Genomic DNA, 13,253 nt, shown 5'->3' with positions numbered 1-13,253 from the left:
GGCACCCGACATTGCGCGCCCGCCGGGCATGGCCGGCGCTACCTGCGGTTGCCCGCGCCATCGGCCGTGGCCAGCGCCAGGCACGTGATCGCGCCCACCAGCGGCAGCCCCCAGACCAGCAGCAGCTGCACCACCCGGCCGCCTGCGGGCAGACCGTCGCGCCGGGCGATGACCACCGTGGCCACCAGGTTCAGGCCCAGCACCAGCAGGAGCAGCAGGACGGTCACAATCAGCATGCAGCGACTCCGGGCCCGGACGGGGGGATTATGGCCTGCCGCCCCCCCATTGGCCCTGCCTGTCATGAAGATGGGACAATGTAGGGCGCACCGGCCTGCCCTCGGGCCGCCGGCGCCCCCCGCACCACACGGAAGAAGAAGAACAAGAACATGCTGAAAGTCATTTTTGATACCGACCCGGGCGTCGACGACGCCCTGGCGCTGCTGTACCTGCACAAGCACCCGCAGATCGACCTGATCGGCGTCACCACCACCTTCGGCAATGCCTCGGTGGAGTCGACCACGCACAACGCGCTGTACCTGAAGCAGACCTGGGGCTTTGCCGCACCGGTCGCGCGCGGCGCCGCTGGCCCGCTGCAGCCGGAAGCTACTCCGGAAGCGTGGCCGGTGCACATCCACGGCCACAACGGCCTGGGCAACCACCCGGTGCCGGCCCAGCTGGATGTGGCCGCTGATACGCGTACGGCCGCGCAGCTGATCATCGACCTGGTCCGCGCCCATCCGGGCGAAGTGACCCTGGTCGCGGTCGGCCGCATGACCAACCTGGCACTGGCCCTGCAGCAGGCCCCGGACATCGCCGGCCTGGTGCGCGGCGTGGTGATCATGGGCGGTGCCTTCCACGTCAACGGCAACATCACCCCGGCGGCCGAAGCCAACATCTGGGGCGATGCAGAAGCAGCCGACGTGGTGTTCACCACGAACTGGCCAGTCACCGCGATCGGCCTGGACGTGACCACCCGCGTGGAAATGAACCGTGACGGGCTGGACACGCTCGCCGCGATCGGTGGCGCCGATGCCGAGCTGGTGCGTGCGCTGTCGCAGGACTACGTGGACTTCTACCTGCAGGCCGGGCACAAGGGCATGGTCGTGCACGACTGCTGCGCCTGCATCGCGCTGACCCGTCCTGAGCTGTTCCAGTTCGAGCGCGCCAGCGTGCGCGTGGCCACCGACGGCGTCGCCCGCGGCATGACCATTCCCAAGCCGGAAGGCATGGGTTTCGGCCCCAGCGTGTGGGATGGCCATGTGCTGCAGTCGGTCGCCATCGGCGTGGATGCGGCCGCTGTACTGGCTGACATCGAGCAGACCCTGAAGGTCTGACCGGCTACGACCCGCCCTGCCCGTCAGGGCGGGTCGACCCTGCGGGTGCGGATGTCCTGGGCCGCGTTTCCGGCAGGGTCCACAGCACCGGCAACACCAGTACCGCCACCAGCGCGATCATCGCGCCCGGCGCGGCCGCCCAGCCGCTGCGTTCCACCCACCATTGCGCCAGCCACGGTGTGGCCCCGCCGAACACCGCCGTCGCCATGGTCACGCCCAGTGCCAGTCCGCTGACCCGGCCTTCGCCAGGGAACTGCTCGGCCGTTGCCGGGGCCGCCACCGCACTTACACCGCCAGCCACACAGGCCAGCAGCACCGCGGCCAGCGCGATGCCCAGCGCCGACGCCTGCGCCATCCATGCGAACAATGACAGTGGCAGCAGCGCCGCCAGCATGGTCAGGCCCAGCAGCATCGGCCGCCGCCCGATACGGTCGGACAACGCACCGCACAGCGGGGTGATCGCAATCACCGCCACCGCCGCAATCGTCGACAACCACAGCGCATCGCCTTCATCGTGGCCCTGTGCATGCAGGAATGCCGGCACATAGGTGATGCCCACGTAGTAGGTGATCGATCCCAGTGCGGAGATCGCGAACGTCCGCGCCACCGCCAGCCGATGGTGGCGCAGCACGTGGCGTACCGGCGCGGCTGGAATGCTGCCTTCGCGGCGCTGGCGCTCGAACTCCGGCGACTCATGCATGCCCGAGCGCGCGACCAGGATCAGCAGCGCCAATGCCGCACCGACGAAGAACGGTATGCGCCAACCCCAGCTGTCCAGCTGCGGGGTAGGCAGCAGCGCGACGGTGAGCGCGGAAATGGCCACCGCCAGCAGCGCACCCACTTCGCTGGCCGCCGAGGCCAGCGAGGTCACCAGCCCGCGTCGCCGCTCCGGCGCACTTTCCAGCAGATAGGCCACCACGCCGGTGTACTCACCACCCACCGAAAACGCCATCACGCAGCGCAGTACCAGCAGCAGTACGCCAGCCGCGGTGCCTGCGGTAGCAGCGGTCGGCAGCAGCGCGGTGGCCAGCATCGCCGCCGCCATCAATGCCATCGAAGCCAGCAGCATCCAGCGCCGGCCGAGGCGATCGCCGAGATGGCCGAAACACAGCGCGCCCAGCGGGCGCATCAGGTAGGACACTGCGAATCCGGCCAGGGTCACCAGCAGCGCCTGCTCGCCACCGCCGAAAAACACCCGCGACAGCACCGTGGCAAAGTACAGATACAGGGTGAAGTCGTACCACTCCACCACCGTGGACAGGCCGGCCACCCACATCGAGCGCCGTCGCGCTGCGGTCATTGCGTGTTCGCCTTCAACAGCCTCGTTCCCGGTCGTGCAGGTCCGAGGCAGGGTGTCATGGCCGGGGTGAAACGCAGGTCAGGACCGTGCCTACATGGCGCGGAACGCGCCCAGATAGCGGCGACTGACCGGCAGCACTTCGTCGCGCCCGCGCAGATGCAGCTGGGCCGTCTCGTTGTCGCCGCGCACCAGCAGTTTCACCGCGTGCCGGTTGACCACCGCCGAACGATGCACCTGCACGAAGCTGTCCGGATCGAGTTGCTGCAGCAGATCCTTCAGTGGCAGCGCGATCACCGCCTCGCAGGGGTCGCCATCCTCCCCACGCCAGCCGACCTGCGTGTACTTGCTGTCGGCGCGCAGGAAATCCACCGCACTGCACGGAATCACTCGCAGCACATTGCCGACCTGCGCATGCAGCCAGCGCAGCGGCGTCGGCGCCGGCAGCGACAGGCGCTCGGCCAACTGCTGCAGCTGACTCTGCAGGTCCTGCAACGCAGGCGGCTGTTGCAGGCGCTGCTGCAGCCGTTGCACCGTATCGTGCAGGCGCTGTGCGTCCACCGGCTTGACCAGGTAGTCCAGCGCGCCCTGCGCGAACGCCTGTACCGCATAGGCGTCGTAGGCGGTGACGAACACCACCTGCGCCCGCCGTGCGATGCGTGCCGCAACGTCGATGCCGGACAGGCCCGGCATGTGGATGTCGAGGAAACAGACCTGCGGCTGCAGGGACTCGAACGCCTGCAGGGCTTCGCGGCCATTGCGGGCCTGTGCCACCACCTGCAGCTGCGGCCACGCCTTGGCCAGCTGCGCCGCGAGTGCCTGCCGCAGCAGCGGTTCGTCGTCGGCGATCAGTGCAGTGGCGATCATGCCGTCAGCTCCCTGGCCGGCAGCCGCAGGCGCGCAACTGCGCCACGCTGCGGGCCGGCCTGCAGCTGCAACGAGGCCGCATCGCCGTACAACAGCTGCAGGCGTTGCCGCAGTGCCTGCAGACCGGTTCCCAATCCTGCTGCCACCCCGCACAAGCCCCGGCCGTCGTCGATCACGCTGACCTCGCAGCAGGCGTCGTCGCAGCGGACCCGCACCACTACCTCGCCACCGTCTTCGCACGGGTCGATGCCATGCCGGATCGCGTTTTCCACCAGGGTCAGCACTGACAGGCCCGGACATCCCAGCGTGCGCGCCTGGTCTGCCACGTCCAGCCGGAACCGCAGGCGATCCGGCATCCGCAGATGCATCAGCTCCAGATAGGCGCTTACCAGCGCGATTTCATCCTCCATCCGCACCAGCGGCTGCTGCAGGCGCGGCACGCTGCCGCGCAGGTAGGCCACCAGATGGCGCATCACCACCGATGCCTGCGCAGAGCCGCTGTCCACCAGCGCCTGCAGGTTGGCCAGGGTGTTGAACAGGAAGTGCGGTGCCACCTGGCGTTGCAGCAGCTGCACGCGCGCTTCAAGCGCCTGTCGTTCCAATTCGCTGCGCTCCAGCGCGAACGTCAGTGCCTGCTGGCGTGCCAGCGCATCCTTGTGCCGTACCAGTGCAGCAAGTGCCACCCACGGCGCCACCAGCAGACCGACCACGTTGAGGGTCAGGAACCCTGTCCAGCGGTCGGCGTCCTGCCAGAACGGCGGTGCGCCGGCGTCCGTGCCTGCCACATAGATCGCCAGCGTTGCCAACGGAATCACTGCCGCGACCGCAACGATCTGCAGCACCCAGCGTGACAACCAGGGCGGCATCGACCGCGGCCAACGCTCCAGCACGGTGAATGCCAGCATCGCTGCCATGCCCAGCGCCAACGCGCGCGGCAGCACTGCCCACCATGGATGCCAGTCGATCACCAGCAACGCGCCAAGCACCAGCGAAACACCCGCACACCACGTGGTTCGGCGCAACAGCGAAACCGGCGGTGGGGGCAGCACATCGGGCATGGGCCGCAGCATAGCGCCTTGCCTGCCGCTCACGTCAGCCGGCCGCGAGCGGTGGCCACCACATCAGCACCGCCGCCGCGAGACTGCCGGCCAGGGTGGCCAATGCCGCGACCAGCAGGACCGCACAGGCCAGCCAGTGGCGCAGCGTCCCGGTGTGCCGCTGCGCGCGCAGGTACAGTTCCAGTACCGCCAGCGGCAGCAGTGTCTGCGCGAAGGCCAGCAGGGTCAGCGCTGGCCCGGTGAAGGTATCCGGATCGAAGCCTGCCGGCCCCTGGTTGAGCAACAGCCACAGCATCAGGCCGATGCGGAAGAACCAGACCCCGCCCACCGCAAGGAACAGGCGCAGTGCCCATGTGCGATGTTCGGCCATGCGCCGCTGCCGTGCGCTCCACCATGCCGCGGCGGCGAACCACAGGATCAACACCGCATTGAGCGACGTGCCGAGGTGCTGCGCGGTATCACCGGCGGCCCCGCCGCGTATCCACACCATCGCCAGCCCGCCCAATGCCAGCAGCACTGCAGCGCACATATAGAGCCGACCGTTCCAGCGGTGCACGGCCGGCGCCCAGCGCCGCAGCCCGGGCCACAGCTGCAGCCAGCCGCCCAGCACGATGCCCGCCGCCAGCGCCAGGTGCAGCGCGAGCACCGCATTGAAGGTGGTCGCACCGGCCACGTAGCCATGCGGCATCACCTCGTTCCAGCGCTGTGGTTGGCCGGCCAGCGTGCTCCTTGCGTAGAAGCCCACGATGTATGCGGCGAACAGCAGTTGGCCCAGCGCCGCGCAGCCCAGCCACGCAAGGGCGGCGATACGCAGCAGGCGCTGGCGGCGCGGCAGGAACATCCGGTCGCCGCGCGCTGCGCGACCCTCGGCGATGGCAACAGCAGGCAGGGACATGGCGGGGCCTCCAGGGGGAACGTGCCCCATTCTTGGCCACCGCATACGGCGACGGATCGACGATCAGGACCAGCGACGGTCGGGGCCGACCAGTGACGGCCAGGGCCGACTGCACGGCGGGACGCTAGCGGGGTCGCCCCCGTTGCTCACGGTAGGCCGCGTAGGCATCCAGAACCTTCTGCAGCCGCGCCTTCTGCTTCGTGCCCATCGGTACCCGCTGCACGCGTTTCAGCAGGGTCTTCCACATGTAGCCGGAACGGAAGAAATACGGCCGCACCTCAAGGAACGTCAGCACCACGTCCACGGTATTCGGATCGTGCTCGGCCAGGTGCCGCAGCGCGTTGGCATACCCGCCTGGAAACGCCAGCGGTTCATAGCGCTGGTGAAACTCGGCGCAGGTCGCTGCATGCCGCGCCAGCGCCTCCGGCCCGCTCCAGCGCTGGTCGGCACTGCCATGTACGGCACGCTGCAGACGATTGATCTCATCGGCATTGGTGCGGATCAGACGTTCCATCGGTGCGCGGGAGTGGGCCATGGTTCCTTCCATGTCTGTCAGGGGTCGGATCCCTCGCCTGCGGGGGAAGGATCTGACCCCACCTCGCATTACGGGGCGCGGCGCAGCGTGATCAACGTGATCTCCGACGGCACGCCGATACGCGCCGGGAAACCCGCCCACAGACCGGCACCATTGCTCACGTACAGGGTCATGCCATCGACGTCGTAGCGACCGGAGACGTAGCCACCGTTGGCGCGCTTCACCAGCTGGTCCATGCCGATGATCTGCCCGCCATGGGTATGCCCGGACAGCTGCAGCTTCACCCCGCGCGCGGCGGCCTCGCGCGCGTTGCGCGGGCGATGGTCGAGCAGGATCACCGGTGCGGACGGATCGGCACCAGCCAGCGCAGCACCGAGATCCGGCAGCGGCAAACCATAACGCGCAGCGACCGGATCGGTGACCCCGGCGATGGTCAGCGCCGCACCGCCGCGCCGAACCTGCAGATGGCTGTTCTCCAGCACCTGCATGTGCAGTGCGCGGAATGCCTGCATCCAGTCCTGGTACTGCGCGTAGTACTCGTGGTTGCCGGTGATGGCGATGACACCGTCCGGTGCGTGCAGGTCGGCCAGCGGGCGTGCATCGTCACGTCGGGCGGCGACGCTGCCGTCGATCAGGTCACCGGTGATCACGATCAGGTCCGGCTTCAGCGCATTGCTCTCGGCCACCACCCTGCGCACCCAGTCGCCGGTCAGCAGGCGGCTGGCGTGGATATCGGTCAGCTGCAGCACGCGGTAGCCATCGAACGCCGCCGGCAAGCCAGCGATTCCTACCTCGATCTGCCGCGACTGAGGCACCGCCATGCCCTGGCTGATGCCATAGCCACTGACCAGCAGGGCCAACAGGGCCGCCACCGGTCGCAGCGTCGGTGTACGCAATGCTGATACCAGATGCGGCCAGCGCAGCACGCGCGACAGCAGCAGGCCGGCGTCGAGCACCAGCAGGACCAGAGCCAGCAGCAGTACCGCGGTGGAGCCGGTGGCCAGCGTAGCGATGGCCAGCTTCGGGATCTCCGGCGAGGCCATCGTGCCCCAGAAGGTGGCAACGATGCGCAGCTGCACTGCGATCCCGACCAGCAACACCGAAAGCACGACCTTCAGCCCGGTGGGCATGCGCAGCGGCCAGAACAAGCGCCAGGCCACATACAGGCCCATCAACAAACCGATCGTACTCAGCACTGCAACCATCCGGGAGAGAAAGCGGGCCCGCCATGGTGAGGGTTGCGGACCAGGTTGTGTAGAGCCGAGCCCAAGCTCGGCTGATCTGAATGTAGAGCCGAGCCATGCTCGGCTGCTCAAGAACCAGCCGAGCAAGCTCGACGCTACGGATGCCCCAGGGGTTCCACGCGAAGGCGTGCGATGCGGCGCTTCTCCATCGCCAGCACGGTGATGCGCACGCCAGCCACCTCCACCGCATCACCGATGTCGGGCAGGCGACCCAGCTGATCGAGCACCAACCCGGAGATGGTCATGTAGTCGGCGCTGCGCGGCAGCGACACGCCGGCCAGGCGCTGCAGGTCATCCAGGGTCAACGCACCGTCGGCCTCCCAGCGGCCTTCGCCCTGCGCGATCACGCCATAGCGCTCGTCCTGGGTATCGACCAGGTCACCGGCGATCGCCGCCAGCAGATCGTTGGCGGTTACCAGACCTTCCACGCTGCCGTATTCGTCCACCGCCACCGCCAACGGCACCGGGTGCTGGCGGATCAGCTCCAGCGCCTGCAACGCGCTGGCACTGGACAGCACGTACTGCGGTTCACGCAGGTTGCCTTCCAGCTGCAACGGCTTGCCCTGCAGCAGATCGGCCAGCAGGTCGCGGCTCTGCACCACGCCACGCAGGCTGTCCAGGTCGCCATCGCCCACCAGAAGGCGGGTATGCGGCGATGCCACCAGGCGCGCCACCACATCATCCCGTCCGCGTGCGAGGTCGATCCACTGCACGTCAGCGCGTACGGTCATCACGCTCGACACCGGCCGATCGGCCAGGCCCAGCACGCTGCGGATCATCTCGTGCTCGGCCGGCTGCAGGCGCTCTTCGGCATCCACGTGCTCGTCCATGCCTTCGTCGTCGTGGCCATTGGCCGGGCGCGCACCCAGCATGCGCAGCACGGCGTCGGCCGTACGTTGGCGGAACGGCTGCCGGCGCTCGTTGCGCTCGCGGTTGAAGCGCACCCACTGGTTGAACGCTTCCACCAGGATCGAGAACGCGATGGCCGCGTACAGGTAGCCCTTCGGGATCTTGTAGCCCAGGCCCTCGGCCACCAGGCTGAAACCGATCATCAGCAGGAAGCCCAGGCACAGCACCACCACGGTGGGATGCTTGTTGACGAAGCGGGTCAGCGGCTTGCTGGCCACCAGCATCAGCGCCATCGCGATGGTCACGGCGGCATACATCACGCCAAGGTTATCGACCATGCCGACCGCGGTGATCACCGAGTCCAGCGAGAACACCGCATCGAGCACCACGATCTGCGCCACCACCATCGCGAAGCTGGCGTAGACCTTCTTGCCGTCCTCATGGTGTTCGCGGCCCTCCAGCCGCTCATGCAGTTCCATCGTGCCCTTGAACAGCAGGAACAGACCGCCACCCAGCAGGATCAGATCACGCCCGGAGAAGCTGTGGTCGAACAGCGTGACCAGTGGCTCGGTCAGTTTCATGATCCACGCCAGCGCCGCCAGCAGCACCAGCCGCATCAACAGGGCCAGGGCCAGGCCGATCACACGTGCGCGGTCGCGCTGGTGCGGCGGCAGTTTGTCGGCAAGGATCGCGATGAACACCAGGTTGTCGATGCCGAGAACGATCTCCAGCACGACCAGGGTTGCAAGGCCCATCCAGATCGAGGGGTCAGCCAACCATTCCATTTCAGGTCCGTTTCGTCAGTAGGTAAGGGAAAAGGGCATCCACTCAGTCCCCCTCGTGCAGGTGCGTGGGGTCGTGCCCGAGCAGGTCGCCGGGCGTGCACTGCAGCTCCCGGCAGATCGCATCCAGGGTGGAAAAGCGGATGGCGCGCGCCTTGCCGGTCTTCAGGATCGACAGGTTGGCCAGGGTGATGTCGATGCGCCCGGCCAGCTCGGACAGGGTCATGCCCCGTTCCTGCAGCATGCGGTCCAGGGTGATGACGATCGCCATCAATACATGCCCATCAGATCAGCCCATCCAGGTCATCGCGCATCGCCGCACCCACGGCAAACACGCGCGCCAGCACGAACAGCATCAGCACGGCAACCAGCCCGGTGATCGACATGCCACCGCCGACCTCCATCCAGGTGAAGTCCGGGCCCATCCAGGCCGCGTAGGCGCCGATCAGGATCGACAGCAGTTCCATCGCCAGCATCAGCCAGGCCATGCGTTGCAGGCGCTGTGCATTGGCGTGGGTGAACGGCCGCTCGCGCGCAGCCGACGCCAGCAGCCGCAGCAGATGGCGCAGGAACAGCAGGCACAGCACCAGCAGCGCGACGATCGCGGCCAGGCCCAGGCAGAAATGCAGGAACAGGTCGTTGCCATGCGCAGCGGCTGCATCGGCGTCGTGGACGCTGTCGAGCAGCCAGCGGCGGTCGTGGGCGACCAGCGGTACCGCCAGCAGTGCGGCCAGGATGCCCAGCCAGCACATCGCCCGGACGGCATGCACGGCGGCCTGGGCCAGGGTGAACAAGCCTCGCGCGGGTCTGGCGCGGGCGGGACGAGCGGTCAAGCGGCCTCCGGCATTGGGGTGGCCTCGCCGCCCCGGGGTGGATTTATCGATAAACGATATACCACATCCGGCGTGAAAGGCTGAATCGCGTGCCTTCGCTGCCCGGCAGTGAGGGGCACGCTACCGGCCGGGTGCGCCCTGCTCCAGCATCCCCTCACCCGGGGTCACCGAGGCCATCGCCTGCACGCCGGCCTCCAGCGCCTGCCGCGTGACCAGCCGGAAGCGCACCTGCAGCTTGCCCTGGCCAGGCGCGGCCCAGCCGTACTGGATCGCCACCTGGTCGGCCGACAGCGGTCCGCGCCCCGGCAGCGAGCGCGCCTGCAACGGCGTGGGCGCGGCCTGTACCAGACGTGCAAAGCCTTTCTGCACCACCGCCGTGTCCGCCTTCTCCGCATACACCGAGCAGGTGCCATCGTCGGCCCAACTGACCGCATAGCGGCCACTGGCCAGCGGCACCATCCAGGCCACGCCGGATTGACCTTGCAGCAGCGTCGCGGCCTCGGCGGGCGGCAACGGCGACAGTCCATTGGATTCCATCAGCGACTGCAGCCGCGCCGGCGCACCGATGTGGCGCATGCAGGCGGTATCGAACAGTTCGCTGAAAGGGTCCTGCGCGGGAGCACTCACCGTGGGTGCACGGGCGGGCTGTGCCGTCGCCAGGGCAGGCAGCAGGGCCAGGAACAGCCAGAACGCACGGCGCATCGGAACTCCATCGGACGGAAAGCAACGGGGAGGATGGCAAAGCGCATGCGCACCGCGCAACGGGCGCACGCTTGACAGACGGACAGGGCGGGAGGAGTATCAGTTAACGAATTAGTTAATCATCTCGTCATGGACCGCATCTTCGAAGCCCTTGCCTCCACCGCCCGCCGGCAGATCCTGGCCTACCTCAGTGCCGGCGAGCTGAGTGCGGGCGAGCTGGCCGAGCGCTTCGACTTCAGCAAGCCGGCGCTGTCCAGCCACCTGCGCATCCTTGAGGACGCCGGCCTGATCGAGCGCGAGAAGCGCGGCCAGTTCGTTTACTTCCGCCAGGTGCCCGACCGCCTGGCCAACACGTTGTTCTCCTGGGCCGCCGAAGTCTGCCCGGTCGGTGGCCCCCTCAAGCGCGAAGCGCGCGCCCGCCGCAAGTCCCCTGCCCGCTGAGCGTCCCTGCCGAGGAGCATGACGATGCCTGGTTCGACCCGCGACCGCCGTTCGTTCCCAGGGGTGCAGCTCCCCGCACAGGAGGGGGGCAGTCCGACCGAAGTCACCCTGATCGCGCAGCTCGGCATCGGTGCCGGGGATGCGCTGGTCACCGATGCGGGCCAGCGCCAGCGCCACCACCCGGCCTTCATCGATGCGTTGGACGAGCCTTCGGCACGGCTGGGCGGCATGCATCTGCAGCACGGCGATGCCTCCTCGCTGTACAGCTTCACTGTCGGCGCCGGCGGCCACCCGTTCCATCGCCATGCCGGGCCGCGCATGTTCACCGCCATCGCCGGCAGCGCGGGCGCCGAGCTGCGCTTTGCCAGCGCATCCGACGCGCTGCTGGCAGGCGATCCCGGTGCCTTCGCACGCGCCCTGCGCCGCGTCCGCATTCCCCCGGACTGCCTGTTCACCGTGCGCTTCGGCGGCGGCACCTGGCACCAGTTCGCATCCAACCATCCGGCCCATCCCGCGCTGTTCGCGCTGTCGTGCCACAGCAATGAGCTTGCCGGCGCGTTGAGCGAACAGGCGCGTGCACAGGTCGCGCGCAATGCCGCCGATATTCCCAGCCTGACCGAGGTGCTGCCGCAGGCGCACTGGCCCACGGCCGGGACATTGGCGGCGGCACCACTGCTGCAGTTGTCACTGCAGGCAGCTGCGCCCAGCCTGTGCGCGCAGTTGTGCACGCGAACGCGCGCGGTGTTCGGTCCGTTGCGGCGCATTGCGCTGCGACCGCTGCGCGGCTTCGTCGAACGCGCTACGCCCGCCTATCCCCTCCAGTCCCGGGTGGCGGCCAGCGACGGCCTGCTGCCCGCGGCCCTGCCGCACAGCCACTACCAGGACCTGACCTGCGTGCAGCTGGACGCCATGCAGGTTCCACATCGTTCCGCCTCGGCATTGTTGGCCGAGGTACTGGAAGGCTTCCTGCGCAACCCGCCCACCGGCGTGGGCCATCTGATGGCGCTGCGCAACCGCCTGGTCGCCCCGCTGCGCCTGCGTACGTCGACGCTGGGCTGCCCGGTGTCCTCGCTGCTGTCCAGCGACCGCAGCCGGCTGTTCGCTGGTCGCTATCCCGTGCTCGCCTCGCAGATCGATGGCGGCGACCGCTGTGCCGAAGTACTGCTCGGCGCCGATGATCGCCACCTGCGTTTCCGCAGCAGCGTCCGCGTGCAGCTGCTGGACGATGGCCGCGTCGAGATCAGCCTGGGATCACGCGTGCAGACCCTCAATGCATTCGGTCGCCTCTACATGGCGCTGATCGACAGCACGCACCGGCATTACGTGGCCCCTGCCCTGCTGCGGCGCGCGGTAGAGCATGCACTGGCACCTGAGTTGGCTGATCTCGATGCGTGGGCTGCGCCCCCGGTGCACCGATGACGCCGGCCAACGGCCGGCACTACCCCGCACTGTAGCGGTACACCAGATCGTCCGCGTCGCTGCGCACGGCCCCCACATCCAGCACGCCGCCCAGGCGCTGCGCCACGGCCTGCGAACCAAGGTTGTCCGGTGCCATGTAGCTGACCAGGGTCGGCAGCTGTACCACTACAAACGCCCAGTCGCGTAGTGCGCCGGCCGCTTCGGTGGCGAACCCCAGTCCCTCGTGGCCGTCGTACAGCAGCCAGCCCAGTTCCTTTTCCGGGAACAACGGGCCGTGGTTGATGCCGACCTGGCCAATGCAGGCACCACTATCGGCACGCTCGATCATGAGTGCGCCGTGGCCGAACAGATGCCAGCTGGCCAGGTCGTGGCAGAACTGCCCCCACGCCGCCACTTCGGCGAACGGGCCGCCCATCCCACTCGCGCGCGGCGACGCCAGGAACGCGGCATAGACCGGGAAGTCATCCAGCCGTTGCGGGCGCAGCCGCAACCGCGCGGTGTGCAGGGTGGGAATCTCAAGCATGGGGTATGCGCCTCAGTACACCGCCAGATGGCCGCAGCCGCGGCGCTGCGGTTGTCCTTCCAGGGTCACCTGCACGCTGGCCCGGGTATCCACGCCTTCGACATTACGGCACGACTCGCGCTTGATCTCGACGATGGCCGGCTGCCCACCCAGCTCACCGCTTAGCACGGTCAGCGAACTCGGCGCATCGGCCGGCTGGCCGAGGTAACGCAACACGCCCTTCCGGGTGCGGCCATCGACGCTGAGGCTGGCATCGTGGTTGCCCTTGCCGGTGGAGGTGATCTCGATGCGCCAGCCCGCGCCACCGCCGGTGAAGGCCGGCACCGGACTCAGGTCGGCGGCGAGGGTGGGATGACGCGGCTCATCGGCCGCAGGCTTCGCGGGGGTGGTACATCCGGCCAGCACGCCGGCCAGCAACGTGGCAGCGACAACGGGGCGCATGATCATGATGGGCTCCTGCAGCGGTCGGGGTCG

General features: G+C 68.4%; 15 protein-coding genes and 1 pseudogene. 3 read left to right on the top strand and 13 right to left on the bottom strand.

Annotation, left to right across the window (positions count from 1 at the left end; genetic code table 11):
- Positions 1–44 precede the first annotated feature (44 nt).
- Positions 45–236 (bottom strand): annotated as a pseudogene (locus ABH900_RS08155) (hypothetical protein); the annotation flags it as partial.
- A gap of 150 nt (positions 237–386) precedes the next feature.
- Between ABH900_RS08155 and ABH900_RS08150 the strand changes: the two are divergent.
- Complete coding sequence (locus ABH900_RS08150) at positions 387–1,334, top strand: nucleoside hydrolase (protein ID WP_429622389.1); 948 nt, start codon at positions 387–389, stop codon at positions 1,332–1,334.
- A gap of 4 nt (positions 1,335–1,338) precedes the next feature.
- Here ABH900_RS08150 and ABH900_RS08145 read toward each other — a convergent pair whose 3' ends face one another.
- The 10 genes from ABH900_RS08145 to ABH900_RS08100 form a co-directional block, all read right to left on the bottom strand.
- On the bottom strand, positions 1,339–2,634 hold the full coding sequence (locus ABH900_RS08145) for an MFS transporter (RefSeq protein WP_429622388.1): 1,296 nt from the start codon (positions 2,632–2,634) through the stop codon (positions 1,339–1,341).
- Positions 2,635–2,724: 90 nt separating this feature from the next.
- Complete coding sequence (locus tag ABH900_RS08140) at positions 2,725–3,498, bottom strand: LytR/AlgR family response regulator transcription factor (RefSeq protein ID WP_429622387.1); 774 nt, start codon at positions 3,496–3,498, stop codon at positions 2,725–2,727.
- Positions 3,495–4,520 carry a sensor histidine kinase gene (locus tag ABH900_RS08135; protein WP_429622386.1) on the bottom strand — a complete coding sequence of 342 codons (1,026 nt, stop codon included), beginning with the start codon at positions 4,518–4,520 and terminating at the stop codon, positions 3,495–3,497. The genes ABH900_RS08140 and ABH900_RS08135 overlap by 4 nt, the downstream gene beginning before the upstream one ends.
- A gap of 70 nt (positions 4,521–4,590) precedes the next feature.
- Entirely contained in the window at positions 4,591–5,451 is an 861-nt protein-coding gene (locus ABH900_RS08130) for a DUF2306 domain-containing protein (RefSeq protein ID WP_429622385.1), read from the bottom strand.
- A 124-nt stretch (positions 5,452–5,575) separates the two neighbouring features.
- The gene (locus tag ABH900_RS08125; protein WP_429622384.1) at positions 5,576–5,986 is read right to left on the bottom strand and encodes a hypothetical protein; all 411 of its coding nucleotides are present in this window, start codon (positions 5,984–5,986) and stop codon (positions 5,576–5,578) included.
- Positions 5,987–6,054: 68 nt separating this feature from the next.
- Positions 6,055–7,191 (bottom strand): metallophosphoesterase, encoded by a 1,137-nt coding sequence (locus tag ABH900_RS08120; RefSeq protein ID WP_429622383.1) that lies wholly within the window; start codon positions 7,189–7,191, stop codon positions 6,055–6,057.
- A gap of 134 nt (positions 7,192–7,325) precedes the next feature.
- Positions 7,326–8,864 carry a TerC family protein gene (locus tag ABH900_RS08115; RefSeq protein ID WP_429622382.1) on the bottom strand — a complete coding sequence of 513 codons (1,539 nt, stop codon included), beginning with the start codon at positions 8,862–8,864 and terminating at the stop codon, positions 7,326–7,328.
- A gap of 43 nt (positions 8,865–8,907) precedes the next feature.
- The gene (locus ABH900_RS08110) at positions 8,908–9,132 is read right to left on the bottom strand and encodes a helix-turn-helix domain-containing protein (protein WP_429622381.1); all 225 of its coding nucleotides are present in this window, start codon (positions 9,130–9,132) and stop codon (positions 8,908–8,910) included.
- Between the two features lie 13 nt (positions 9,133–9,145).
- Entirely contained in the window at positions 9,146–9,613 is a 468-nt protein-coding gene (locus ABH900_RS08105) for a DUF2975 domain-containing protein (RefSeq protein WP_429622655.1), read from the bottom strand.
- Between the two features lie 201 nt (positions 9,614–9,814).
- Complete coding sequence (locus tag ABH900_RS08100; RefSeq protein WP_429622380.1) at positions 9,815–10,396, bottom strand: NMCC_0638 family (lipo)protein; 582 nt, start codon at positions 10,394–10,396, stop codon at positions 9,815–9,817.
- Positions 10,397–10,525: 129 nt separating this feature from the next.
- Here ABH900_RS08100 and ABH900_RS08095 point away from each other — a divergent pair, with 129 nt between their 5' ends.
- Positions 10,526–10,837 (top strand): metalloregulator ArsR/SmtB family transcription factor, encoded by a 312-nt coding sequence (locus tag ABH900_RS08095; protein ID WP_107230161.1) that lies wholly within the window; start codon positions 10,526–10,528, stop codon positions 10,835–10,837.
- Positions 10,838–10,861: 24 nt separating this feature from the next.
- Entirely contained in the window at positions 10,862–12,256 is a 1,395-nt protein-coding gene (locus tag ABH900_RS08090; RefSeq protein WP_429622379.1) for a DUF2867 domain-containing protein, read from the top strand.
- Between the two features lie 19 nt (positions 12,257–12,275).
- Here the strand turns inward: ABH900_RS08090 and ABH900_RS08085 are convergent, their stop codons facing one another.
- The gene (locus tag ABH900_RS08085) at positions 12,276–12,779 is read right to left on the bottom strand and encodes a GNAT family N-acetyltransferase (protein ID WP_429622378.1); all 504 of its coding nucleotides are present in this window, start codon (positions 12,777–12,779) and stop codon (positions 12,276–12,278) included.
- Positions 12,780–12,791: 12 nt separating this feature from the next.
- The gene (locus tag ABH900_RS08080; RefSeq protein WP_429622377.1) at positions 12,792–13,226 is read right to left on the bottom strand and encodes a hypothetical protein; all 435 of its coding nucleotides are present in this window, start codon (positions 13,224–13,226) and stop codon (positions 12,792–12,794) included.
- Between the last annotated feature and the right edge of the window lie 27 nt (positions 13,227–13,253).

This window comes from Stenotrophomonas sp. AN71, from assembly GCF_050435725.1.
GTDB lineage: Bacteria > Pseudomonadota > Gammaproteobacteria > Xanthomonadales > Xanthomonadaceae > Stenotrophomonas.
This window is presented reverse-complemented; position numbering and strand designations above follow the sequence as displayed.